This is a genomic window from Streptomyces sp. NPDC004266 (assembly GCF_042874095.1).
Taxonomy (GTDB): domain Bacteria; phylum Actinomycetota; class Actinomycetes; order Streptomycetales; family Streptomycetaceae; genus Streptomyces.
The window spans coordinates 213263-235875 of the sequence record NZ_JBIAMM010000005.1 but is presented as its reverse complement, the minus strand read 5'-3'; the positions used below and the strand labels follow the sequence as shown (position 1 = coordinate 235875).

The 22613-nt window shown below is 73.5% G+C and carries 20 protein-coding genes; 8 read left to right on the top strand and 12 right to left on the bottom strand.

Going from position 1 to position 22613, the window contains the following annotated elements:
* Positions 1 to 55 precede the first annotated feature (55 nt).
* The 3 genes from ACFYUZ_RS14760 to ACFYUZ_RS14750 form a co-directional block, all read right to left on the bottom strand.
* Positions 56 to 838, bottom strand: a complete 783-nt coding sequence (locus ACFYUZ_RS14760) for a 3-oxoacyl-ACP reductase (RefSeq protein ID WP_389228302.1) — start codon at positions 836 to 838, stop codon at positions 56 to 58.
* Entirely contained in the window at positions 835 to 2199 is a 1365-nt protein-coding gene (locus ACFYUZ_RS14755; RefSeq protein WP_389308931.1) for an aldehyde dehydrogenase family protein, read from the bottom strand. The genes ACFYUZ_RS14760 and ACFYUZ_RS14755 overlap by 4 nt, the downstream gene beginning before the upstream one ends.
* 85 nt (positions 2200 to 2284) lie before the next feature.
* Positions 2285 to 3649, bottom strand: coding sequence for a glutamine synthetase family protein (locus ACFYUZ_RS14750; RefSeq protein WP_389308930.1), 1365 nt, complete (start codon positions 3647 to 3649; stop codon positions 2285 to 2287).
* 89 nt (positions 3650 to 3738) lie between these two features.
* Here ACFYUZ_RS14750 and ACFYUZ_RS14745 point away from each other — a divergent pair, with 89 nt between their 5' ends.
* From ACFYUZ_RS14745 to ACFYUZ_RS14735, 3 genes are all read left to right on the top strand, one after another.
* Positions 3739 to 4467: a FadR/GntR family transcriptional regulator gene (locus tag ACFYUZ_RS14745; protein WP_389308928.1), complete on the top strand. Its 729-nt coding sequence runs from the start codon at positions 3739 to 3741 to the stop codon at positions 4465 to 4467.
* A 168-nt stretch (positions 4468 to 4635) separates the two neighbouring features.
* Positions 4636 to 6069: an ethanolamine permease gene (gene eat, locus ACFYUZ_RS14740; RefSeq protein WP_389308927.1), complete on the top strand. Its 1434-nt coding sequence runs from the start codon at positions 4636 to 4638 to the stop codon at positions 6067 to 6069.
* A 33-nt stretch (positions 6070 to 6102) separates the two neighbouring features.
* Positions 6103 to 6783, top strand: a complete 681-nt coding sequence (locus ACFYUZ_RS14735) for a gamma-glutamyl-gamma-aminobutyrate hydrolase family protein (RefSeq protein WP_389308925.1) — start codon at positions 6103 to 6105, stop codon at positions 6781 to 6783.
* A 62-nt stretch (positions 6784 to 6845) separates the two neighbouring features.
* On the opposite strand, the gene ACFYUZ_RS14730 is transcribed toward ACFYUZ_RS14735, so the two are convergent.
* Positions 6846 to 8276 carry a purine-cytosine permease family protein gene (locus ACFYUZ_RS14730; protein ID WP_389308923.1) on the bottom strand — a complete coding sequence of 477 codons (1431 nt, stop codon included), beginning with the start codon at positions 8274 to 8276 and terminating at the stop codon, positions 6846 to 6848.
* Between the two features lie 69 nt (positions 8277 to 8345).
* Here ACFYUZ_RS14730 and ACFYUZ_RS14725 point away from each other — a divergent pair, with 69 nt between their 5' ends.
* Both ACFYUZ_RS14725 and ACFYUZ_RS14720 read left to right on the top strand, forming a co-directional pair.
* Complete coding sequence (locus ACFYUZ_RS14725) at positions 8346 to 9005, top strand: TetR/AcrR family transcriptional regulator (RefSeq protein WP_389308922.1); 660 nt, start codon at positions 8346 to 8348, stop codon at positions 9003 to 9005.
* Between the two features lie 246 nt (positions 9006 to 9251).
* Positions 9252 to 10880 (top strand): amidohydrolase, encoded by a 1629-nt coding sequence (locus ACFYUZ_RS14720; RefSeq protein WP_389308920.1) that lies wholly within the window; start codon positions 9252 to 9254, stop codon positions 10878 to 10880.
* A gap of 391 nt (positions 10881 to 11271) precedes the next feature.
* Here ACFYUZ_RS14720 and ACFYUZ_RS14715 read toward each other — a convergent pair whose 3' ends face one another.
* The 4 genes from ACFYUZ_RS14715 to ACFYUZ_RS14700 all read right to left on the bottom strand — a co-directional run bounded on the left by ACFYUZ_RS14715 (position 11272) and on the right by ACFYUZ_RS14700 (position 15016).
* Positions 11272 to 12741, bottom strand: coding sequence for a SulP family inorganic anion transporter (locus ACFYUZ_RS14715; protein WP_389308918.1), 1470 nt, complete (start codon positions 12739 to 12741; stop codon positions 11272 to 11274).
* 11 nt (positions 12742 to 12752) lie between these two features.
* Entirely contained in the window at positions 12753 to 13334 is a 582-nt protein-coding gene (locus ACFYUZ_RS14710; RefSeq protein ID WP_389308914.1) for a carbonic anhydrase, read from the bottom strand.
* Between the two features lie 77 nt (positions 13335 to 13411).
* Positions 13412 to 13792 carry a hypothetical protein gene (locus ACFYUZ_RS14705; RefSeq protein ID WP_389308913.1) on the bottom strand — a complete coding sequence of 127 codons (381 nt, stop codon included), beginning with the start codon at positions 13790 to 13792 and terminating at the stop codon, positions 13412 to 13414.
* A gap of 282 nt (positions 13793 to 14074) precedes the next feature.
* A complete protein-coding gene (locus tag ACFYUZ_RS14700) occupies positions 14075 to 15016 on the bottom strand; it encodes a LysR family transcriptional regulator (protein WP_389308912.1) in 942 nt (313 codons plus the stop codon).
* Positions 15017 to 15086: 70 nt separating this feature from the next.
* On the opposite strand from ACFYUZ_RS14700, the gene ACFYUZ_RS14695 reads away from it, so the two are divergent.
* Positions 15087 to 16247: a TDT family transporter gene (locus tag ACFYUZ_RS14695; protein ID WP_389308911.1), complete on the top strand. Its 1161-nt coding sequence runs from the start codon at positions 15087 to 15089 to the stop codon at positions 16245 to 16247.
* Here ACFYUZ_RS14695 and ACFYUZ_RS14690 read toward each other — a convergent pair.
* The 4 genes from ACFYUZ_RS14690 to ACFYUZ_RS14675 form a co-directional block, all read right to left on the bottom strand.
* Positions 16174 to 16887: a helical backbone metal receptor gene (locus ACFYUZ_RS14690; RefSeq protein WP_389308910.1), complete on the bottom strand. Its 714-nt coding sequence runs from the start codon at positions 16885 to 16887 to the stop codon at positions 16174 to 16176. The two genes, ACFYUZ_RS14695 and ACFYUZ_RS14690, sit on opposite strands and share 74 nt — an antisense overlap.
* 13 nt (positions 16888 to 16900) lie before the next feature.
* A complete protein-coding gene (locus ACFYUZ_RS14685; RefSeq protein ID WP_389308908.1) occupies positions 16901 to 17452 on the bottom strand; it encodes a helix-turn-helix domain-containing protein in 552 nt (183 codons plus the stop codon).
* A 141-nt stretch (positions 17453 to 17593) separates the two neighbouring features.
* The gene (locus ACFYUZ_RS14680) at positions 17594 to 19405 is read right to left on the bottom strand and encodes an ABC transporter permease/substrate binding protein (protein ID WP_389308906.1); all 1812 of its coding nucleotides are present in this window, start codon (positions 19403 to 19405) and stop codon (positions 17594 to 17596) included.
* A complete protein-coding gene (locus ACFYUZ_RS14675) occupies positions 19398 to 20474 on the bottom strand; it encodes a glycine betaine/L-proline ABC transporter ATP-binding protein (protein WP_389308904.1) in 1077 nt (358 codons plus the stop codon). Before ACFYUZ_RS14675 ends, ACFYUZ_RS14680 begins: the two co-directional genes overlap by 8 nt.
* Before the next feature lie 275 nt (positions 20475 to 20749).
* On the opposite strand from ACFYUZ_RS14675, the gene ACFYUZ_RS14670 reads away from it, so the two are divergent.
* Both ACFYUZ_RS14670 and ACFYUZ_RS14665 read left to right on the top strand, forming a co-directional pair.
* Positions 20750 to 21655, top strand: a complete 906-nt coding sequence (locus ACFYUZ_RS14670) for a 5'-3' exonuclease H3TH domain-containing protein (RefSeq protein WP_389309334.1) — start codon at positions 20750 to 20752, stop codon at positions 21653 to 21655.
* 91 nt (positions 21656 to 21746) lie between these two features.
* A complete protein-coding gene (locus ACFYUZ_RS14665; protein ID WP_389308903.1) occupies positions 21747 to 22583 on the top strand; it encodes a siderophore-interacting protein in 837 nt (278 codons plus the stop codon).
* The last annotated feature ends 30 nt before the right edge of the window (positions 22584 to 22613 follow it).

The window sequence follows — 22613 nt, the reverse complement described above, 5'->3', positions numbered from 1 at the left end:
CGCCTCGCGACGCCCGGCTGTCGGGTGGGGGAAGGGGGGTGGCGGCGGTGGGGGTCTAGAGGGGGGTCACGTACGCGCCCGAGATGCCGCCGTCGACGAGGAAGTCGCTGGCGTTGACGAAGGAGGAGTCGTCGCTCGCGAGGAAGGCGACGGCGGCGGCGATCTCCTCGGCCTCGGCGAAGCGGCCGACGGGGATGTGGACGAGGCGGCGCGCGGCCCGCTCGGGGTCCTTGGCGAAGAGCTCCTGGAGGAGCGGGGTGTTGACCGGGCCGGGGCAGAGGGCGTTGACGCGGATGCCCTCGCGGGCGAACTGGACGCCCAGCTCGCGGGACATGGCGAGGACGCCGCCCTTGGAGGCGGTGTACGAGATCTGGCTGGTGGCGGCGCCCATGATGGCGACGAAGGAGGCGGTGTTGATGATGGAGCCCTTGCCCTGGCGGCGCATGTAGGGCAGGGCCGCCTTGCAGCAGAGGTAGACGGAGGTGAGGTTGACGTCCTGGACGCGCTTCCAGGCCTCCAGGCCGGTCTCCAGGATGGAGTCGTCGTCGGGGGGCGAGATGCCGGCGTTGTTGAAGGCGATGTCGACGGAGCCGTAGGTGTCGAAGGCGACCTTGAAGAGGTTCTCGACCTGCTCGGGGTCGGTGACGTCGACCTGGACGAAGGTGCCGCCGACCTCCTCGGCCGCGGCCTTGCCGGCGGTCTCGTCGATGTCGCCGCAGACGACGTGGGCGCCTTCGGAGGCGAGGCGGCGGGCGGTGGCGAGGCCGATGCCGCTGCCGGCGCCGGTGATGACGGCGGTGCGGCCGACGAGGCGGCGGCAGATGATCTCGTTGCTCACAGTGCGGGGCCCTCCGTGCTGATGAAGACGTTCTTGGTTTCGGTGAAGGCGGTCAGGGCGTCGGGGCCGAGCTCGCGGCCGAGGCCGGACTGCTGGTAGCCGCCGAACGGGGTCCAGTAGCGGACGCTGGAGTGGGAGTTGACGGAGAGGTTGCCGGCCCGGACGGCGCGGGAGGCGCGCAGGGCGCGGCCGACGTCCCGGGTCCAGATCGAGCCGGAGAGGCCGTACTCGGTGGCGTTGGCCAGGCGGATCGCGTCGGCCTCGTCCTCGAAGGGGAGGACGACGGCGACGGGTCCGAAGATCTCCTCGACGGCGCAGGGGGCGTTCTCGGCGACGCCGGTGAGGACGGTCGGCGGGAACCAGAAGCCGGGGCCCTCGGGCGCCTTGCCGCGGATCCCTTCGAGGTCGTCGGTGACGTAGCCGCGGACCCGGTCGAGCTGGGCGCGGGAGATGAGCGGGCCCATCTGGGTGCGCTCGTCGGCGGGGTCGCCGACGACGATCTCCTCGACGGCGGGGGCGAGGAGCTCCAGGAAGCGGTCGTACGCGCTCCGCTGGACGAGGATGCGGGTGCGGGCGCAGCAGTCCTGGCCGCTGTTGTCGAGGAAGGACATCGGGGCCGCCGCCGCCGCGGCCTCCAGGTCCGCGTCGGCGAAGACGATGTTGGGGCTCTTGCCGCCGAGTTCGAGGGTGACCCGCTTCACCTGGTCGGCGCACTTCGCCATGATCGACTTTCCGACCCCGGTGGAGCCGGTGAAGACGATCTTCGCGATGCCGGGGTGCTCGACGAGGGCGTTCCCGGCGACGGGGCCGGTGCCGGGGAGGACCTGGAAGAGGTCCTCGGGGAGGCCCGCTTCGAGGGCGAGTTCGGCGAGGCGGAGCGCGGTGAGCGGGGTCGTCTCCGCGGGCTTGAGGATCACGGCGTTGCCGGCGGCGAGGGCGGGTGCGGTGGCCCAGGCGGCGATCGGCATGGGGAAGTTCCAGGGGGCGATGACGCCGACGACCCCGAGCGGTTCGAGGATCGTGATGTCGAGGCCGCCGGCCACCGGGATCTGCCGGCCGTTGAGGCGCTCCACTCCCCCGGCGGCGAAGTCGAGCAGGTCCCGGACGTTGCCGGCCTCCCAGCGGGCGTTGCCGATGGTGTGGCCCGCCTCGGTGACCTCCAGGCGGGCCAGTTCCTCGATGTGGTCGTCGACGACGGCGGCGAAGCGGCGGAGCAGCCGGGCCCGGTCGGCGGGCGCGGCGGCGGCCCAGCCGCGCTGGGCGGCGGTGGCGCGGGCGACGGCGGCGTCGACGTCGGCGGGGGTGGCGGCGGGGACGGTGGCGACGGGTTCCTCGGTCGCCGGGTTCAGTACCTGGAGCAACTCGTTCCTCTCGGTGACGTCCGAATCGGAGGCGTTCGGTTCGGCGGCGTCCGGATCAGTGGCGCCCGGTTCGGCGGCGTCCGGATCAGTGGCGTTCGAAGGAGCGGCGCAGCTCCCAGTCGGTCACCGCGGCGTCGAAGGCGTCGAGCTCGACGCGGGCCATGTTGCGGTAGTGGGCGACGACCTCGGCGCCGAAGGCGGCCTTGGCGATTTCGCTGGTCTCCCAGAGCTCGGCGGCCTCGCGCAGCGTGGTGGGGACGTGCGCGTACTCGGCGGTGTACGCGTTCCCGGTGCAGGGCGGGGGCAGTTCGAGGCGCTGCTCGATGCCGTACAGACCGGCGGCGACCAGGCCGGCGACGGCGAGGTAGGGGTTGACGTCGCCGCCGGGGAGGCGGTTCTCGAAGCGGGTGGAGCGGCCGTGGCCGACGACCCGGAGCGAGCAGGTGCGGTTGTCGTGGCCCCAGGCCACGGCGGTGGGGGCGAAGGAGCCGGGCTGGAACCGCTTGTAGGAGTTGATGTTGGGGGCGTAGAGGAGGGAGAAGTCGCGGAGGGCGGCGAGCTGTCCCGCGAGGAAGTGCCGCATGGTCTCGGACATGCCGTGGGGGTCGTCGCCGGCCATCACGTTGTGCCCGTCGGCGTCCTGGAGCGAGAGGTGGATGTGGCAGGAGTTGCCCTCGCGCTCGTTGTACTTCGCCATGAAGGTGAGCGAGAAGCCCTCCTGGGCGGCGATCTCCTTGGCGCCCGTCTTGTAGACGGCGTGCTGGTCGCAGGTGACGAGGGCCTCGTCGTACTTGAAGGCGATCTCGTGCTGGCCGGGGTTGCACTCGCCCTTGGCGGACTCGACGGTGAGCCCCGCGCCGGCCATCTCGTTGCGGATGCGGCGCAGGAGCGGTTCGATGCGTCCGGTGCCGAGGACGGAGTAGTCGATGTTGTACTGGTTGGCGGGGGTGAGGCCGCGGTAGTTCGCGTCCCAGGCCTGCTCGTAGCTGTCCTTGAAGACGATGAACTCCAGCTCGGTGCCGACGTGGGCGGTGAGGCCGAGCTCCGCGAGGCGCTCCAGCTGGCGGCGGAGGATCTGGCGGGGCGCGGCGACGACGGGGGTGCCGTCGGCCCAGGCGAGGTCGGCCGTCACCATGGCGGTGGCTTCGTTCCAGGGGAGGCGGCGGAGGGTGGTGAGGTCGGGGTGCATGGCGAAGTCGCCGTAGCCGCGGTCCCAGGAGGACATCTCGTAGCCGTCGACGGTGTTCATCTCGGTGTCGACGGCGAGGAGGTAGTTGCAGCCCTCGGTGCCGTGGCCGAGGACCTCGTCCAGGAAGAACGGTGCGGCGAACCGCTTGCCCTGGAGTCTTCCCTGCATGTCGGGGAAGGCCAGGACGACGGTGTCGATCTCGCCGCTCGCGACGAGGGCGCGCAGCTCCTCGACGGTGAGCGGGGGTGTGCGGTCTGCCACGGGATTGCTCCTCCTTCGGCGTGCCGGGAGCCATAAGGTATTGCGGAAGACCATTGCTTGGGAAGTGCTGGAGGAAGGGAAACGCGAACGTGGCCAGTACGAGTGAATCGCCGGACCGGCTGACGCCCGTGCTGCGGCCGGTGCGGGCGGGGAACGGCTTCGAGGAGGCCCTGGAGCAGATCCTCCAGGTGGTACGGCTCGGCCTGGTGCCCGGCGGCGAGCGGCTGCCCGCCGAGCGGGAGCTCGCCGACCGGATGGGGATCAGCCGGGTCACCCTGCGCGAGGTCCTGAAGGTCCTCCAGGAGCAGGGGCTCGTGGAGAGCCGGCGCGGCCGGTACGGAGGCACGTTCGTGCTGCCCCGGGTCCAGACGGCCGACGAGGACGAGCTGCGCCGCCGGATCGCCACGGTCGACATGGAGGACACCCTGCGCTTCCGCGAGGTCCTGGAGGTGGGGGCCGCCGGGCTGTGCGCGGCCCACGGCCTGGACGCGGCGGGCGCCGAGCGGCTGCGGACGGCCCTCGCGGCGACCCATGACGCCCCGCTGGCCGATTACCGCCGCCAGGACACCCTGCTCCACCTCACGCTGGCGGAGCTCTCCGGCTCGCCGACGCTGACGGCCCGGTACGCCGCCGTCCGGGCGACGGTGAACGACCTCCTGGACTGCATCCCCCTGCTCGTACGCAATCTGGAGCACTCCCAGCACCAGCACACCGCCCTGGTGGAGGCCGTGCTCGACGGGGACGCGGACGCGGCGCGCGAGGTGATGCGGGAGCACTGCTCGGGCACGGCGGCGCTGCTGCGGGGCTTCCTGACGTGAGGGGCGGACGGGCCGGGGGCGGCGCGGGTTACGCGGCGGACGCGGGTTACGCGGCGGGCGCGCCCGCCGCGTAACCCGAAAGTAACGCACGGGGGTTGCGCTCCCCCATCGGCCACCGCAAAGGTATGGCTCCAATCCATTGGGCCGTTGCGGGGAGCTGACGCTGCCATGACGCTGGAAGACACCACGCAGTCGAAGGACGACTACCTCGAACGCCGGGCCCTGCGCCGCGGCAGCGCCGGCTGGCTGCTGCTGACCGGCCTCGGCGTGGCGTACGTCGTGTCCGGGGACTTCTCCGGCTGGAACATCGGCCTGTCGAAGGGCGGCTTCGGCGGGCTCGCCGTCGCCACCGTCCTGATGGGCGCGATGTACGCCTGTCTGGTCTTCGCGCTCGCCGAACTCTCCGCCATCCTGCCCACCGCGGGCGGCGGCTACGGCTTCGCCCGACGGGCGCTCGGCACCTGGGGCGGCTTCCTCACCGGCACCGCGATCCTCATCGAGTACGTCCTCGCGCCCGCCGCGATCTCCATCTTCATCGGCGACTACGTCGAGTCCCTCGGCCTCTTCGGCCTGGAGTCCGGCTGGCCGGTCTACCTGGTCTGCTTCGCGCTCTTCATCGGCATCCACCTGTGGGGCGTGGGCGAGGCGCTGCGCTTCAGCCTGATCGTGACGGCGATCGCGGTCGCGGCCCTGGTCGTCTTCGCGCTCGGCGCGTTCACCGACTTCCACGTGGACGGCCTGGACGACATCCCGGTCGACGCGGACGCCTTCGGGTCGAACTCCTGGCTGCCGTTCGGACTGCTCGGGATCTGGGCCGCGTTCCCCTTCGGCATGTGGTTCTTCCTCGGCGTCGAGGGCGTGCCGCTCGCCGCCGAGGAGGCCAAGGACCCGGTGCGGTCGATGCCGAGGGCCCTCGCGATCGCGATGGGGATCCTGGTGCTGCTCGCCGTCATGACCTTCTTCGCCGCCACCGGGGCGCGCGGCTCGGCCGCCGTCCAGGAGGCCGGCAATCCGCTGGTCGTGGCGCTCCAGGGCGACGGGGAGCCGACGGCGCTCAGCCGCTTCGTGAACTACGCGGGCCTCGCGGGCCTGGTCGCCTCCTTCTTCTCCCTCATCTACGCCGGTTCGCGCCAGCTGTTCGCCCTCTCCCGGGCGGGCTACCTGCCCCGCTTCCTCTCCCTGACCAGCCGCCGCAAGTCGCCCTACCTGGGACTCCTCATCCCGGGCGCCCTCGGCTTCGCCCTCGCCGCCGGGACCGGGAACGGGGCGCGGATGCTGAACATCGCGGTCTTCGGCGCCACCATCTCGTACGCCCTGATGGCGCTCTCCCACATCGTGCTGCGCCGCCGCGAGCCGGGGCTGCACCGGCCGTACCGCACGCCCGGCGGGACCGTGACCTCGTCGGTGGCCTTCGTCCTGGCCCTGTCGGCGCTGGTCGCGACCTTCCTGGTGGACCGGACGGCGGCCTTCATGGCGCTGGGGGTGTACGTGATCGCCCTCGCCTACTTCGCGTTCTACAGTCGGCACCATCTGGTGGCCAGGGCGCCCGAGGAGGAGTTCGCGGCGCTCGCCGCGGCCGAGGCCGAACTCGAACGCGACTGACCCCCGATGCTCCACACCTCTGGAGGAAGTTCCGTGACCAAGCCGCTCATCGGCGTGACCACCTATCTGGACCAGGCGCGCTGGGGCGTGTGGGACATGACCGCCGCGCTGCTCCCGGCCGCGTACCCGCGTCTCGTACGGGAGAGCGGCGGCCTCGCCGTCATGCTGCCGCCGGGCGGCCCCGAGGACGCGGCGGCGGCCGTGGCCCGGCTCGACGGGCTCGTCGTCGCGGGCGGGGCGGACGTCGAGCCCGTACGGTACGGGGCCGAGCCCGACCCCCGGACCGGCCCCCCGGCCCGCGCCCGGGACACCTGGGAGCTGGCCCTCATCGACGCCGCCCTGGCCTCCGGCACCCCCCTGCTCGGCATCTGCCGGGGCATGCAGCTCCTGAACGTGGCGCTCGGCGGCACGCTGGTCCAGCACCTGGACGGGCACGTGGAGGCGGTCGGGGTGATCGGCCGGCACGCGGTGAAGCCGGTGCCGGGCACGCGGTACGCCTCGCTGGTTCCCGAGCTCACCGAGGTGCCGACCTACCACCACCAGGCCGTCGACCGCCTCGGTACGGGGCTCACGGCCTCGGCGCACGCGGAGGACGGCACGGTGGAGGCGGTGGAGACGGACGGCCCGGGATGGGCCCTCGGCGTGCAGTGGCACCCGGAGATGGGCGAGGACCTGCGGGTGATGCGGGGCCTGGTGGAGGCGGCGGGCCGGTAGCTCCGCCGGAAACGGTGCGGGACGGCCGGGGTGGGCTCCGGCCGTCCCGCGGCAGGAGGGACTCAGCTCGTCGCCGCCACCGCGCGCCGGCCGAGGAGCACGTACAGGCCCGAGGCGACGGTCATGCCGACCGGCATGGAGAGGTCGATCCCGCCGAGCGCCGACGCGACCGGGCCCGTGTAGAGGGTGTTGACGCAGAGGGCGGCCGAGGCCACGCCCACGACCAGGGCGAGGGCGCCCGCCCGGTTGACGCCGCCGGTGAACCAGAAGGGGCTGCCGGGGGTCTCGTCCGAGAGCGCGCGGCCGTCGTAGCGGTTGCGGCGCAGCACGATGTCGGTGGCGTACACGGCCATGAGGGGGCCGATCAGGACCACGATCACCTGGAGGGCGTTGCTGACGGTGTCCAGGAAGTTGGAGACCAGCAGTCCGTAGAGGGTGGCGGCGACGGCGACGGTGCCGTCGAAGAGGACGCTGACGGTGCGTCGGATGCGGAGGCCGACGGCCTGGAGGGCCAGTCCCGCGCTGTACGCGGTCAGGGCGTTGATGGAGATGGTGCCGAGGACGAGGGCGAGCAGGAAGACGGGCACGAACCAGCCCGGCAGGATCTCCTGGAGCGCGTCCTGGGGGTCGGTCATGTCGACGGCGGTCGCCGCGAAGGCGCCGAGCGAGCCGACGACGACGCTGGGGACGAAGGCGCCGAGCGCGGTCCAGCCGGCGATCGCCTTCGGCGAGGCCGTACGGGGCAGGTAGCGGGAGAAGTCGGCGCTCGTCGTGTACGACAGCGGGCCCGAGGCGACCATCGTGACGCCCGCGATGACCACTGCCCAGAGGCCGACGCCGGTCAGCGGCGCGGCCGGGGTGTACGAGAAGTCGGCGTGGCGGAAGACCGAGAGGGCGACGACGGTGAACGCGCCCGCCAGGGCCAGGGTGATCGGCAGGTACAGCTTGATGATCAGGGCGTGACCGTAGACGCTGATGGCCAGCGTGAGGGCGGCGATCACCACGATGACCACCACCTTGACGGGGGTGTTCGGGGTGATGCCGGCCTTCTCCACGAGCGCGAAGGCGGCGGTCGCGGCGGCCGCGAGGTTGAGCGCGAAGTAGCAGACGGAGACCAGCCAGCCGCCGATCGCGTTGTTCACCCGGTTGCCGATGACGCCGTACAGGGCGCGGGTGATCACCTCGCTGGGCGCGCCGGCGGCCGGCCCGGAGGTGGCGAGGAGCCCGGTCAGCACCCAGAAGAGATTGCCCACGACGGTCACCGCCACGGCCTGCCACAGGCCCAGGCCCATCAGGACGAGGGCGCCGCCGATGACGAGGCTGAGGTAGTTGACGTTCGCCGCGGCCCACACGGAGACGAGCTCGCGCGGATGTCCGTGGCGCTCGCTGTCGGGGATGTGATCGATGCCGTGGGCCTCGATGCGGCCGGGCCGGTCGGCCGGCGGGGTGACCTCGGCGCGGGCGGCGCCGGGGTCGGGGATCGTGGAAGCCATGCGGCCCTCCGGATGCGTGTGGTGCCCACCTGGTTGCTTATTGGTCGCACACTCAATAGCATCGCCGGTATGCCGTCAAGCGTCCAGCGCAAGAGAATTCGGAAAACTCCCGAGGCCCGTAGGGCGGAGATCGTGGAGAGCGCGGCCCGCATCGCCCTGACCGAGGGCCTGGAGTGCGTCACGCTCCGGCGCATCGCCGACGAGCTCGCCGTGCGCCCCGGTCTGATCAGCCACTACTTCCCCTCGGCGGAGGACCTGGTGGCCGAGGCCTTCAGCGTCGCCTCCACCGGCGAGCTCGACGCCCTGCTGCCCGCCGACCGCCCCGACGGGACCCCCACGCAGTACCTCGCGCGCTACTTCGCCCTCTCGGCCGGAGAGGCGTACGACGACATCAGCCGGCTGTGGATCAACGCCCGGCACCTCAGCCGCTACCGGCCCGTGCTCCGCGACCGGGTCGCCGAGCAGGAGCTCGCCTCCGACGACCGCCTCGAAGGACTCATCCGCGAGGGCGTCGAGCGCGGCGAGTTCCGCACGGACGACCCGCGCGCGGCGGCCATCCAGATCCTGGTGGTCCTCGACGGCCTCGGCGCCCACGCCAACACCGACCGCAGCAACCGCCCGGAGGCGGTGACACGGATGGCGGTGACGACGGCGGAACGGGAACTCGGCCTGCCGTACGGCGCCCTGACCGACGTACGACTGCCGGGGGAACCGGCCGAGCCACGCTGACGAGCGAGGACCGCCGCACCGCACCGGATACGGGACGCCGCAGGTCCCGCAGGTCCCGCAGGTCCCGCAGGCGAACGGTGCCGGCGGCGAACGGTGCCGGCGGCCGAGCCGGGCCGCGCCTGCGCCGGTGGTCGACACCGGGCCGCGCCGACGGCCGCCGCCGACCCGCCGCCCGCCCACCGGCCTCGTCCCCCACCCTCCGACCCCGCCACCCCGACCACCTCCCGCACCCTTCCTGGAGCCACCGTGCGCACCCGACTCGTCCTGCACTCCGCCCGTCTGCTCGACCCCGGCACGGGGACGTTCCTGCCGGAGACCGCGCTCGCCGTCTCCGACGACGGCCGGATCTCCGCCCTGGGCGACGACCGCGAGATCCGGGCGCTGGCCGCTCCGGCGACGACCGTCGTCGACCTCAAGGAAGCCGTCGTCACCCCCGGCTTCGTCGACGGCCACCTGCACCCCGTCTCCGGCGCCGAACTCACCCACGGCCTCGACCTGTCGTACTGCGCCGACCTCGACGACGTACGGGAGGCGCTGGCGCGCGAGGTGCGGTCCCTCGACCGCGGCCGGTGGCTCTTCGGCTGGGGCCTGGACCCGAACGTCTTCGGCGACCGGCCCGTCGGTACCGCCCCCTTCGACGCGGTGCTCGACGGGGTGCCGGCCTTCCTGCTCCTCTTCGACGCGCACTCGGCCCTGGCCAGCCGCCGGGCCCTCGAACTCGCCGGGGTCGACGGCCCCCGCACCTTCGACCAGGCGTCCGCCGAGGTCGTCTGCGACGCCGACGGACGCCCCACCGGACTGCTCCAGGAGGACGCCGCCTGCGAGCTGGTCGAGCGGGTCGCCCCCCGGCCGACGCGCGAGGAGAGCCGGCAGCGGCTCGCGGCGGCGCTGCGGTCCATGGCGGCGGCGGGCCTCACCGGCGGCCACGCCATGGACGCCAACGGCGACAGCCTCGCCCTGTACGGGGAGCTCGACGCGGCCGGCGAGCTGCCGCTGCGGCTCCGGGTCGCGCCCTGGTGCCAGCCGGGCACCGACGCCGACGGCGTGCGCGCGCTGATCGAGCAGCAGGGCACGGGCGGGGAGCTGTGGCGGGTCGCCGGCGTGAAGCTCTTCATGGACGGGACGATCGACAACGGCACGGCGTGGCTGGAGCGGCCCGACTGCCACGGCGAGTCCACGCACGCCTTCTGGCCGGACCCCGAGGCGTACACCCGGATCATCGGGGAGCTGCACCGGGCGGGCGTGGCCACCGCGACGCACGCCATCGGCGACGCGGCCGTACGGCACGTCCTGGACTCCGTCGAGAAGGCGCGGACGAACGGGGGCGGCGGGGTGCGGCACCGGGTCGAGCACATCGAGACCGTGCCGGACGACACGCTGCGCCGCTTCGCCGAGCTGGGCGTCCTGGCGTCGATGCAGCCCACGCACTGCTGCGACTTCACCCGCGCCGACCACACCGACAACTGGTCGCGGCGCCTCGGCGAGGAGCGCGCCGCGCGCGCGTGGCGCTGCCGCGACCTCGTGGACTCGGGTGCGACCGTGGTGCTCGGCTCGGACTGGCCGATCGCGCCGTTCCCGCCGCTGGGCGTGATGGCCGGGGCCCGGCACCGGCGCCCGAGCCGTGACCTCGGACAGGCGCCGCACGGGCCGGAGCAGGCGCTCACGCCGCTGGAGGCGCTGCGGGGCATGACGACGGCGCCGGCGTACGCGGCGGGCGAGGAGCACGAGGCGGGCCGTCTGGCGGTCGGCCACCGCGCGGACCTGACGGTCCTGGGGGCCGACCCCCTGACGACCCCGTCGACGGAACTCCCGGACGTCCCGGTCCGCCTGACGGCGGTGGCGGGGCGGGTGACGTTCCGAGCGACGGACCTCTGACGGCCCCGAGCCACGGCCCGCGCGGCCTGCTGGGGCGGTGCCCCCGCTCCCGCCCGTGCGGGCCGCGCCCTCGCGGGCGGTGCCCACCCCGCCACCGCCGTGTGGGCAGTCGTCCCGCAGGGCGGGACGGGTGGGCACACGGGACGGCGCGCCCAGCCGCGCCTCCGCGTTCCGCGCCTGGACCCGCACCACGAGCTGGGCGCGCCAAAGGGTGCGGGTCAGGGCGCGGGAGCCTGGGCCCGGCAAGGGGCGCCGTTCCGTTGTGCCCACCCGTTCCGCCCTGCGGAACGATTGCCCACAACGGGGGGGCGCGGGGGTGGGCACCGTCGCGGCGGGCGCAGCCCGCGACGGGGGGGCGCCGCACCGGCGGGCGCAGCGTGCAACGGGTGGGTCAGGGGGCGGTCTTCACGGGCTCGGTGACCCTCACGGGCTCCGTGCCGGCCGCGCTGTGCCGTTCGGCCCACGTCTCCAGGGCCGTACGGCAGGCGTGGTCGAGGTGGTGCAGGCCGGAGACGTCGACCACGATCGGCCGGTCCTGGGGCAGCGCCTCCAGACTGTCGAGTATCTTCGGCAGCCGCAGGAAGGTCGCGTTGCCCGACAGATGCGCCTGGAGCGGGCCCGCGCCCTTGTCGACGACCTCCAGCCTGACGTGCGACGTCTCCCAGGCGGTCTTGGCCACGGACAGGGCGAGTCCGATCAGCACGCCTTCGAACATGTTCACGGTGACGATCGCGACGGCCGTCGCCACCAGGATCAGCGCCTCGCCCCGGTGCGCCCGCCACAGCGCCGCGACCCCGCGGAACGGAATCAGCTTCCAGCCCGCGTGGATCAGGATGCCGGCGAGCGCGGGCAGCGGGATCAGCGCCAGGGCCCCCGGCAGCAGCGCCGCGAACAGCAGCAGCCACACGCCGTGCAGGACGCGGGAGGCCTTGGTCTTCGCGCCCGCCGCCACGTTGGCGGAACTGCGGACGATGACCGCGGTCATCGGCAGGGCCCCGAGCACACCGCAGACCGCGTTGCCCGCGCCCTGCGCCATGAGCTCCTCGTCGTACCGGGTGCGCGGACCGTCGTGCAGCCGGTCCACCGCGGCGGCGCTGAACAGGCTTTCGGCGGAGGCGATCAGGGTGAAGGCGAGGACCGTGCCCAGGACGGCCGGGTCGGCCAGCTCGCCGAGGGCGTCGGCGCCGGGCAGCCGGACGGAACCGACCAGGCCGTTCACCTCGACGGTGGCCACCGGCAGGCCGAACGCCAGGGTGACCGCCGTCGCCAGGATCACCGCGGCGAGCGCGCCCGGCACGGTCCGCGCCCGCTTCGGCAGGTGCTTCCACCCCACCAGCACGGCTATGGTGCCCGCGCCCACGGCGAGCGAGACCGGCGCCGCGGTGCCCCCGAAGGCGTCGAAGACGGCCCCGGGGAGCCCCAGGATCTTGTCGACGCCGGAGGCGGGAGCCTTCAGGCCCGCCGCCGCGTACAGCTGACCGGCGATGATCACCAGGCCGATACCGGCCAGCATGCCCTCGACGACGGCGACGGAGATCGCCCGGAACCAGCGGCCCAGCCTGAGGGCGCCCATGGCCAGCTGGAGCAGCCCGGCGGCGAGGACGATCACACCGAGCGTGGCGAGCCCGAACTCGGTGACGGCCTCGAAGACCAGCACGGTCAGCCCCGCCGCCGGTCCGGACACCTGCAGGCTGCTGCCCCGCAGGAGACCGGTGACGATGCCGCCCACGACGCCGGTGACGAGTCCGAGTTCGGCCGGGACTCCCGAGGCGACGGCGACGCCGACGCACAGGGGGAGGGCGACGAGGAACACGACGAGGGAGGCGGCGAAGTCCTGGCGTAAGTAAGGGAACTTGGTCATGTCGGCGCCCCTCACAGCGTTTCGAAGGCGTCGGTGTCCGCGCGGTGCTCGCGTACGGCTCCGGTGTGGACCTCGTAGTACCAGCCGTGCAGGCTGAGCCGCCCTGACGAGAGGCCCTTGCGGACGCAGGGGTAGGAGCGCAGCCGCAGCAGCTGCGTCAGGACGTGGTGCTGCACGGCCTCGGCGACCGTCGGGTCGGCCGGGTCGGCGCACCGGGGCTCCTCCGCGGCGTGCGCGAGCCAGTCGCGCACCGCGGGGACGGCGTCCAGGTCGTCGCCGCGCACCACGGCGCCCACGGCGCCGCAGTGCGAGTGGCCGCAGACCACGATGTTCCGGACGCCGAGGACCTCCATGGCGTACTCGATGGTGGCGGCCTCACCGGTCGGGGTGCCGGAGCCGTACGGCGGAACGATGTTGCCCGCGGTGCGCAGCTCGAAGAGCTGGCCGGGCCGGGCTCCGGTGATCAGGGCGGGGACGACCCGGGAGTCGGCGCAGGTGATGAACAGGACCTCGGGGGACTGGCCTTCGGCCAGTGGGGCGAACTCCTCGGGGCGCCGTCCGAAGGTGCGCGCGTTGTCGATGAGGGGTTGCATGGCGTGGTGGCTCCTCCTGGCGCGTCATGGTGACGCGTCGGGTGTGCGGGGCAGGTGTGCGGGGTCGTGGGGACCGCTCAGCAGCGGAACACCTGGAGTGCAGCCGTGGAGTGGAGGCCCGGCGAGCGCGCCGGGGAGGGATCCGCGGCACCGCGCGTGGGCGGTCGGGGTGCGGTGGGGGCGGAGCGCGGCGGCGACGGGCGTCCGGACGCGGCCGGCTTGTCGGCGGTGCGGTGGCGGTCGCGGGTGCGCGGGGGACCGATCGGGTCTCCCGGCGGCTCGGCGTCGCGACCGGTGACGACCTCGTCGTGCGGGGTCGCCCCGGAGGACTTCGTCCCGAGCGGCGCCTCGGCCACGGCGTGCGGAGGCGTGTGTGCGGTTGCGAAGGAGGCGGTGGTGAGGAGCTGGAGGGCGACGAGGAGGACGGCGAGGATCGAAAGCCTCGTCCGGGCCGTCATTGCTGGGTGCATATGCCTCCCCCGGGACGATTCACCAGGTGTGGGGATCACCAACGATTGGTCAACGATCAGTCAAGAAGACGATAACTCAGCAAAGTCGCTTGCAGGGTTAACCGAACGTTACGGGTGGAAGTGAGCCCGAAAACCCGAGAATATTTGACGCGCACCGACTCTTGAACGGCAACCGCCGATCATGTAACGGCGAAGCCTCCCGGAGGGTCGGCCGACGGCGGGGAGCACCGGCGGAACCGGACCGACGGTCCGGCGACCGGGAAGAGGCCCCTACCCCCGCGTCAGCGACAGCAGGTCCCGCGCCGGGCCCGTCGGGCGGTGGCCCGTCGGCCACACCGCCCGCAGGTCGCGGCGGAGCAGCACCCCCTCCACCGGGATGGCGACGAGGCGCCGCGACGCCAGCTCCTCGGTGATCGCGAGCTCGCTCAGGACCGCGGGCCCCGCCCCGCTCACCGCCGCGGCCTTGACCGCGGTCGTGGAGGCGAGTTCGAGGAGCGGCTGCGCGAGCCCGCCGTGCGCGGAGAGCGCCGCGTCGAGGACCTGCCGGGTGCCGGAGCCGCGTTCCCTCAGGACCAGCGGGGTCGCGGCGAGCTCGGCCGGGTCGAGCGGGCTCCGGCGCCGGGCCCACGGGTGGGAGGGCGCGGCGACGAGCGCGAGCCGGTCGTGCGAGACGACGACGCCGTCGAGGCCGTCCGGCACGGCGAGCCCCTCGACGAAGCCGACGTCGGCCTCGCCCGCGAGGAGGCGTTCCGCGACGGCCGCCGAGTTCCCGGCCTGGAGCGACACGGCGGTGTCGGGGCGCTCGGCGCGCAGCGCGATCAGCCAGCCGGGCAGCAGGTACTCGGCGATCGTCATGGACGCGGCCACCCGCAGCCGCGAGTCCCGCCGGCCGCGCAGCGCCTGGGCGCCCGCGTCGAAGGCCTCGGCGGCCTCCACGATGCGCCGCGCCCAGTCGGTGACGAGGGCGCCGGCGTCGGTGAGCCGGGAGCCGCGCGGGGAGCGGTCGAGCAGGGCCACGCCGAGCTGCCGTTCCATCGAGCGGACGCGGCTGCTGGCGGCGGGCTGGGTGATCCCGACCTCGCGGGCGGCGGCGCCGAGGCTCCCGTGGCGGGCGACGGCGAGGAGGAGTTCGAGCGCGCCGAGGTCCGGGACCCGGTGGGAGAGGCCCCGGTGGGAGGACTGGGTCGGCGTCTGGCCCGGCTCGCTGCTCATAAGGTCAGCTTATGGCCTCATAGTCGCAACGTTCCTGGTGGGGGCCGTTCCGGCGCGAAACGATCGGGACATGGCAAGCCACGCACCTTCCCTTCCCTCCCTTCGCGCCACCACCCCCGGCGCCCGGGCCACCCGTTCCGTCCGCCACCTCGGACCCAACTGGTACGCCTCCGTGATGGGCACGGCCATCGTCGCCAACGCGGGCGCCGCCCTCCCGCTGGACGTCCCCGGCCTCCGTACGGCCTGCGCCGCCGTCTGGGCCCTGTCGCTCGCGATGCTGATCGCCCTGCTCACCGCCCGCGCCGCGCACTGGGCCCGCCACCGCGACCAGGCCCGGGCCCACCTCATGGACCCGGCGATGGCGCCGTTCTACGGCTGTCTGTCGATGGCGCTGCTCGCGGTCGGCGGCGGGGCGGTGATCGTGGGCCGGGACTGGGTCGGGCTTCCGGCGGCCCTCGCCCTCGACGCCGTCCTGTTCACCGCGGGCACGGCGATCGGCCTGGCGGCCGCGGTGGCCGTCCCGTACCTCATGGTGGTGCACCACCGGATCGAGGGCGCGTCGCCGGTGTGGCTGCTGCCGGTGGTCGCCCCCATGGTGTCCGCCGCGCTGGGCCCGCTGCTCGTGCCCCACCTGCCCGCCGGACAGGCGCAGCAGACGCTGCTGATCGGCTGCCACGCGCTGTTCGGCGTCAGTCTGCTCGCCACCCTGGTCATGCTGCCGCTGGTCTTCGGACGGCTCGTCACCGGCGGCCCGCTGCCGCTCGCGCTCACCCCCGCCCTCTTCCTGGTCCTCGGCCCGCTGGGCCAGTCGACGACCGCCGCGAACAAGTTCGCCGACACGGCCGCGGGCGTGCTGCCCGCCCCGTACGCCCAGGGCTTCGCCGCCTTCGCCGTCCTCTACGGGGTCCCCGTGATGGGCTTCGCGCTGCTGTGGCTGGCGCTCGCCGGGGCGATGGCGCTGCGGGCGCGGCGGCGGGGCATGGGCTTCGCGATGACCTTCTGGGCGTTCACCTTCCCGGTCGGGACCTGCGTGACCGGCGCCGAGGGCCTGGCCGGGCACACCGGTCTGGCGGCGTTCCGGTGGCTGGCGACGGTCCTGTACGCGTTCCTCGTGGCGGCCTGGCTGGTGGCCGGCTTCCACACCGTGCGCGGGCTGTTCAGCGGTGCGCTGCTCGAAGGGCCCGGGAGAGCGCCCGCGGGGCCTCGGCCAGTGACGGCCCGTACCAGGTGAGCATGCGCCCGTCGACGAGGGCGGCGGCGGTCCCGGGGAAGGCCTCGGGGCCGTCGTCGCGCGTGAAGCGGTAGGGCTCGTCGGGCAGGACGACGAGGTCGGGGGCGCAGGCGCGCAGTTCGTCGAGGGGGACGCGCGGATAGCGCTCGGGGTGGTCGGCGTACAGGTTCCGGACGCCGAGGCGGGCGAGCAGGTCGCCCGCGAAGGTGTCACGGCCGACGACCATCCAGGGCCGCCGCCAGATCGGCACGACGGCGGTGGCCGGCTCCAGGGGCGCGACGGACTCCCAGGCGGCCTCCGCCTCGTCGAGCCAGCGCGGCCGGGGGGCACCGCAGGCGGCGAGGACCCGCTCCAGTTCCCGCAGCGCCTGGTCGAGGGTGCGGACCTCGGTGAGCAGGACGTCGAGTCCGGCGGCCCGCAGGGCGGCGAGGTCGGGGGCGCGGTTCTCCTCCTCGTTGGCGACGACGAGGTCGGGCCGGAGCGCGGCGATCGCCGCGACGTCGGGGTTCTTCGTGCCGCCGACGCGGACGACGTCGAGTCCCGCGGGGTGGCTGCACCAGTCGGTCGCGCCGACGAGGACGCCGGGGGCGGTGACGGCGACGGCCTCGGTGAGGGACGGCACCAGGGAGACGACTCTCATCGGGACGCGGCCCTCACTCCACCTCCGCCTCGACGTGGTCGCCGACGGCGACGACGAGGAGGCGGGTGCCGGGCTCGGTGGCGCGCCAGCGGTGCCGTACGCCGCCGGAGAGGTAGAGCGTGTCGCCGCGGCCGAGCCGGTGGGCGCGGCCCTCGGCCTCCACCTCGGCGGCGCCGTCGGCCACGTAGAGGAGCTCGTCGTTCCGGTGCTGGAACTCGCGGCCCGCGTCCTGCTCGCCGGTGAACTCCAGGGCGTGCAGCTGGTGGCGGCCGCGGACCAGCGCCCGGACGCCCGGGGGCAGGCCGGGCGAGGGGTCCCCGGCCCGTACGACGTCGACGGTGCGGGAGGCCTCGGCGGCGGCGAGGAGCTCGCCGGCCGTGGTCTCCAGTGCCTCGGCGACGAGTTCGAGGGAGCGGCGGCTGGGCCGGGCGCGATCGTTCTCGACCTGGCTGAGGAAGGGCACGGACAGGCCGCTGCGGGAGGCGACGACGGCCAGGGTCAGCTGGAGCGCTCTGCGGCGCCTCTTGACGGCCGCGCCCACGCGGGGCGCTTCCTTCTCGTCCATGTCGGCTCCCTCCCTCTGCTCGTACCGGTCGGTTACCTGAACCTTACGCAGCTTTGGGGCGGGGTTTCGCGTCGTGCCGAAAAGGGGTGGTCGCCGATCACGTTCGGCGACCACCCCTTTTCGGCCAGTGAGCGGAGGGCCCTACTGCGGGGCGAGCTTCTCCGCGAGGCCGGGGTTCCGGTCCAGCCAGGCGCGGACGGCCTGCTGCTCCTTGCCCTTGCCGGTCTCCTGGATGACGGCCTCGAGGTCCGTGAGCTGCTTCTCGGTCAGCGAGAAGTTCTTCAGCCAGGTGCCGACCTCGGGGTTCTCGGCGGCGAACCCCTTGCGGGCGAGGGTGTGGACGCCGTCGCCCTTGCCCCAGGAGCCCTTGGGGTCGTCGAGCTTCTTCAGGTCGTGGGCGGAGTAGGCCCAGTGCGGGGACCAGAGGGTGACGACGACGGGCTCCTTGCGGTCGTACGCGCGCTTCAGCTCGGCGAGCATGCCGGGCGTGGAGCCGTCGACGACCTTGTACTCGCCCTCCAGGCCGTAGTCCTTGAGGACCTTGTCCTTGAGGATGCCCATCATTCCGGCGCTGGGCTCGATGCCGACGATCCGGCCCTTGAACTGTCCGGCCTTGCCCTTGAGGTCGGCGAGGGAGTCGACGCCCTTCACGTACGAGGGGACGGAGAGCTCCAGGGAGGTGGGGCCGTACCAGGAGCCGAGGTCCTCCAGCTTGTTCTTGTACTTCTCCCAGTACTGCTGGTGCGTGACGGGGAGCCAGGCGTCGGTCTGGAAGTCGAGCTGCCCGCCGGCCAGGCCGGTGTAGAGGGCGCCGGCCTCCAGCTGCTTGGTCTCGACCTCGTAGCCGCGGCGCTCCAGGAGCTCCTTCCAGAGGTACGTGGAGGCGATGCCCTCGTCCCAGGGGATGTAGCCGATGCTGACCTTCTTGCCGTGGCCGCCGTTCGGGCCCGAGGCGGCGGAGGCCGCGCCGCCGGAGCCGCCGAGGAAGCCCATGCCGCCGGCGGCGAGGGCGAGGACGACGACGCCGACGAGGGCGGTGACGGGCTGCGGGCGGTGGGCCCAGAGCTTGGCGCCGGGCCGCTTGGCGCCCAGCGCGGCGCGGGCCTTGGCGACGGCGCGGCGGCCGAGCGGGGAGACCTGGCGGCCGAGGGCGCCGGTCATCCGGTCCAGGTACATGGCGAGGACGACGATGGAGACGCCGGCCTCGAAGCCGAGGCCGATGTCGACGTTGCCGATGGCGCGGTAGACGGCGCCGCCGAGGCCGCCGCCGCCGACCATGCCGGCGATGACGACCATGGAGAGGCCGAGCATGATGACCTGGTTGACGCCGGCCATGATGGTCGGCAGGGCGAGCGGCAGCTGGACGCGCAGCAGCGTGTTGCGCGGGGTGGTGCCGAACGCCTCGGCGGCCTCGACGAGTTCGCCGTCGACCTGGCGGATGCCGAGTTCGGTCATGCGCACGCCCGGGGGCAGCGCGAAGACGATGGTGGCGATGATGCCGGGGACCACGCCGACGCCGAAGAAGATGATGCCGGGGATGAGGTAGACCATCGCCGGCATGGTCTGCATGAAGTCGAGGACGGGCCGCAGGACGGCGCTGACGCTCTTCGAGCGGGCCGCCCAGATGCCGAGCGGTACGGCGATCACCAGGGTGACGAGGGTGGCGACGAGGACCAGCGAGAGCGTCGCCATGGCCTCGTCCCACAGCTGGACCGAGTCGACCAGCGCGAAGCCGGCGAAGGCGAGGACACCGGCGGCGAGGCCGCGCAGCCACCAGGCGACGACGGCGAGGATGCCGGCGAACAGCAGCGGCTGGGGCGCGGACAGGACCGCGTCGATGCCGTCGTAGAGGCCGGTGACGCCGGTGGTGACGGCGTCGAAGAGCCAGGAGAACTGGGCCTGGAGCCAGTCGACGGAGCTGTCGACCCACTGGCCGAGGGGGAGCCTAGGCATGGGCCGTCACCTCCTGGTTCTCGGGGGACGGGATGTTCGTCGCACCGATCCCTCCCATGACGGCGAGGAGGCGTTCGGTCGGTACGACTCCGAGGACGGAGCCGTCGGTGTCCTCGACGGTCACCGGGTGCGGGGCCAGGGCGGCCGTGGCGCACAGGTCGGCGATGAGCGTGTCGGGTCCGACGGGCCGGCAGGCGCAGCCGGCGGGGCAGTCGGCCGGGGCGGCGGCCTCCGTCATGACGGAGGCGGCGGTGAGCACCCGGGAGCGGTCGACGTCCTGGATGAAGGAGGCGACGTAGTCGTCGGCGGGGCGGACCAGGATGTCCTCGGCGGTGCCGAGCTGGACGATCCTGCCGTCGCGCATGACGGCGATCCGGTCGCCGAGGCGCATGGCCTCGTTGAGGTCGTGGGTGATGAAGACGATGGTCTTCTTCAGCCGCTGCTGGAGCACGAGGAGCTGGTCCTGCATGTCGCGGCGGATCAGCGGGTCGAGCGCGCTGAAGGACTCGTCCATGAGGAGCAGGTCGGCGTCGGTGGCGAGGGCGCGGGCCAGGCCGACGCGCTGCTGCATGCCGCCGGAGAGCTCGTCGGGCCAGGACTTCTCCCAGCCGGCGAGGCCGCACAGTTCGAGCGCCTCGGCGGCGCGGGTCTCGCGCTCGGCACGGGGCACCCCCTGGACCTCCAGGCCGTAGGCGGCGTTCTCCAGGACGTTCCGGTGCGGGAACAGCGCGAAGTGCTGGAAGACCATGCTGATCTTGCTGGAGCGGACCTCGCGCAGCTCGCGGGGAGAGAGCGCGGTGAGGTCGCGGCCGTCGTAGAGGACCCGGCCCGCGGTCGGTTCCAGCAGGCCGTTGAGCATGCGGAGAAGGGTGGACTTCCCGGAGCCGGACAGGCCCATCACGACGAAGATCTGGCCGGGTTCGACGACGAAGCCGGCGTCGACGACGGCGGCGGTCGTTCCTTCGGCGCGCAGCTCCTCGCGATCGGCGCCGTCGGCGAGCCTGCGGACGGCTTCGTCGGGTCGTCTGCCGAACACCTTGTACAGATGGTCGGCCTGGAGCCTGGACACATACACCTCACGGGTAGGAACGAAGAACGGCCCCACCACCCCCGCGCGGCTGGGCCGTGGAGCGGGCGGGATCGGCCCGCGGGCCCGTCGCGTACGGAGATCCTTTTCGTTGAATCCCGTACCGGGTTCCGCTCCGGGCTCGCGCATGCCCTGCTTCACAGGGTGCAAACGCAAAGGTGACGGGGGTCACGCGAGGGGTTCGGAAAGGGCCCGCGCACGGAACGGAGGGCCCTGTCGGTGGGGTGCGGCATGATCGGGGTGTGACGCGACGCCTGATGCTCCTCGACACCGCCAGCCTCTACTTCCGCGCGTACTTCGGCGTGCCGGACTCCGTCCGGGCCCCGGACGGCACCCCGGTGAACGCCGTGCGCGGGCTGCTCGACTTCATCGCCCGGCTCGTCCAGGACCACCGCCCCGACGATCTGGTCGCCTGCTGGGACGAGGACTGGCGGCCGCAGTGGCGGGTGGACCTGATCCCCTCGTACAAGGCGCACCGGGTGGCCGTGGAGACGGAGACGGGCGCGGACGTGGAGGAGGTCCCGGACACGCTGTCCCCGCAGGTGCCGGTGATCGAGGAGGTCCTGGCCGCGCTCGGCATCGCTCGGGTCGGGGCGGCGGGGTACGAGGCGGACGACGTGATCGGGACGCTGGCGGGCCGCGCCGGCGGGCCGGTGGACATCGTCACCGGCGACCGCGACCTGTTCCAGCTGGTGGACGACGCCCGGGGCGTCCGCGTGCTGTACCCGCGCAAGGGCGTCGGCGACTGCGACCTGGTGGACGCGGAGCTGATCCGCACGAAGTACGGGGTGCGGCCCGACCAGTACGCGGACTTCGCGGCGCTGCGCGGGGACACGAGCGACGGACTGCCCGGCGTGAAGGGCATCGGCGAGAAGACGGCGGCCCAGCTGATCACGGAGTACGGGGACCTGGCGGGCGTCCGGGCGGCGGCGGAGGACCGGACGTCGAAGCTGACGCCGGCGAAGCGGCGCGGGATCGTGGAGGCGGCCGCGTACCTGGACGTGGCGCCGACGGTGGTGCGGGTCGCCGCCGACGTGCCGCTCCCGGAGTTCGACCCGGCCCTGCCGGCCGCCCCCCGCGACCCGGAGGCCCTCGAGGCGCTGGTGAAGCGCTGGGGGCTGGGCGGTGCGGTGGGCCGTCTGCTGCCGGTCCTGGAGCGCTGACGGGAGGGGCCGCCGGGGCCACGTCGAGCCCCTCTTGCCGGAGGATGCTAGCTTAGGCATACCTAAGTACGCAGAGTCAGGAGAGCCCGTCGTGGCAGAGCAGCCGGCCCGCAAGGCACCGAAGGCCACCGAAGCCCGTGTGGTGCACACCGAGCGGATCACTCCGCACATGGTGCGGGTCGTGCTGGGCGGACCCGGGCTCGACGGCTTCTCGGCGGGCACCTACACCGACCACTACGTGAAGCTGCTGTTCGCCCCGGAGGGGGTCGTCTACCCCGAGCCGTTCGACATGGAGCGGATCCGGGCGGAGTTCCCCCGGGAGCAGTGGCCGACGACGCGGACGTACACGGTGCGGGCGTGGGACCCGGTCCACCGGGAGCTGACCATCGACTTCGTGGTCCACGGCGACGAGGGCCTGGCGGGCCCCTGGGCGGCGCGCGCCCAGGCGGGCGAGACGGTGCGCTTCCTCGGCCCCGGCGGCGGCTACGCGCCGGACCCGGCGGCGGACTGGCACCTGCTCGCGGGCGACGAGAGCGCGCTCCCGGCGATCGCGGCGGCCCTGGAGCGGCTGCCCGAGGGGGCGAGGGCGCACGTCCTGCTCGAGGTCACGGACGCGGCCGAGGAGCAGAAGCTGGCGTCGGGGGCGGGCGTCGACGTCACGTGGTTGCACCGGGGGGACCGTCCGACGGGCGAGGCGCTGGTCGAGGCGGTCAGGGCACTGGACTTCCCGGCGGGCGACGTGCACGCCTTCGTCCACGGCGAGGCGGGCTTCGTGAAGGAGCTGCGCCGGCACCTGCGGCTCGACCGGGGCGTGGCGCGGGAGCGCCTGTCGATCTCGGGCTACTGGCGCCTGGGCAAGTCGGACGAGGCGTGGCGCGCGATCAAGCGCGAGTGGAACGACCAGGTGGAGCGCGAGCAGGAGAGCTGAGCCGAGGGGCCCGGGGCGCCGAGAGCCCCG

Excerpts from the sequence above, each read along its gene's own strand:
- ACFYUZ_RS14680 (WP_389308906.1), bottom strand. The coding sequence starts at position 19,405 with ATGCCTAGGCTCCCCCTCGGCCAGTGGGTCGACAGCTCCGTCGACTGG.
- ACFYUZ_RS14725 (WP_389308922.1), top strand. The coding sequence starts at position 8,346 with ATGCCGTCAAGCGTCCAGCGCAAGAGAATTCGGAAAACTCCCGAGGCC.
- ACFYUZ_RS14715 (WP_389308918.1), bottom strand. The coding sequence starts at position 12,741 with ATGACCAAGTTCCCTTACTTACGCCAGGACTTCGCCGCCTCCCTCGTC.
- ACFYUZ_RS14690 (WP_389308910.1), bottom strand. The coding sequence starts at position 16,887 with ATGAGAGTCGTCTCCCTGGTGCCGTCCCTCACCGAGGCCGTCGCCGTC.
- ACFYUZ_RS14670 (WP_389309334.1), top strand. The coding sequence starts at position 20,750 with ATGCTCCTCGACACCGCCAGCCTCTACTTCCGCGCGTACTTCGGCGTG.
- ACFYUZ_RS14685 (WP_389308908.1), bottom strand. The coding sequence starts at position 17,452 with ATGGACGAGAAGGAAGCGCCCCGCGTGGGCGCGGCCGTCAAGAGGCGC.
- ACFYUZ_RS14705 (WP_389308913.1), bottom strand. The coding sequence starts at position 13,792 with ATGACGGCCCGGACGAGGCTTTCGATCCTCGCCGTCCTCCTCGTCGCC.
- ACFYUZ_RS14710 (WP_389308914.1), bottom strand. The coding sequence starts at position 13,334 with ATGCAACCCCTCATCGACAACGCGCGCACCTTCGGACGGCGCCCCGAG.
- eat (WP_389308927.1), top strand. The coding sequence starts at position 4,636 with ATGACGCTGGAAGACACCACGCAGTCGAAGGACGACTACCTCGAACGC.
- ACFYUZ_RS14695 (WP_389308911.1), top strand. The coding sequence starts at position 15,087 with ATGGCAAGCCACGCACCTTCCCTTCCCTCCCTTCGCGCCACCACCCCC.
- ACFYUZ_RS14730 (WP_389308923.1), bottom strand. The coding sequence starts at position 8,276 with ATGGCTTCCACGATCCCCGACCCCGGCGCCGCCCGCGCCGAGGTCACC.
- ACFYUZ_RS14700 (WP_389308912.1), bottom strand. The coding sequence starts at position 15,016 with ATGAGCAGCGAGCCGGGCCAGACGCCGACCCAGTCCTCCCACCGGGGC.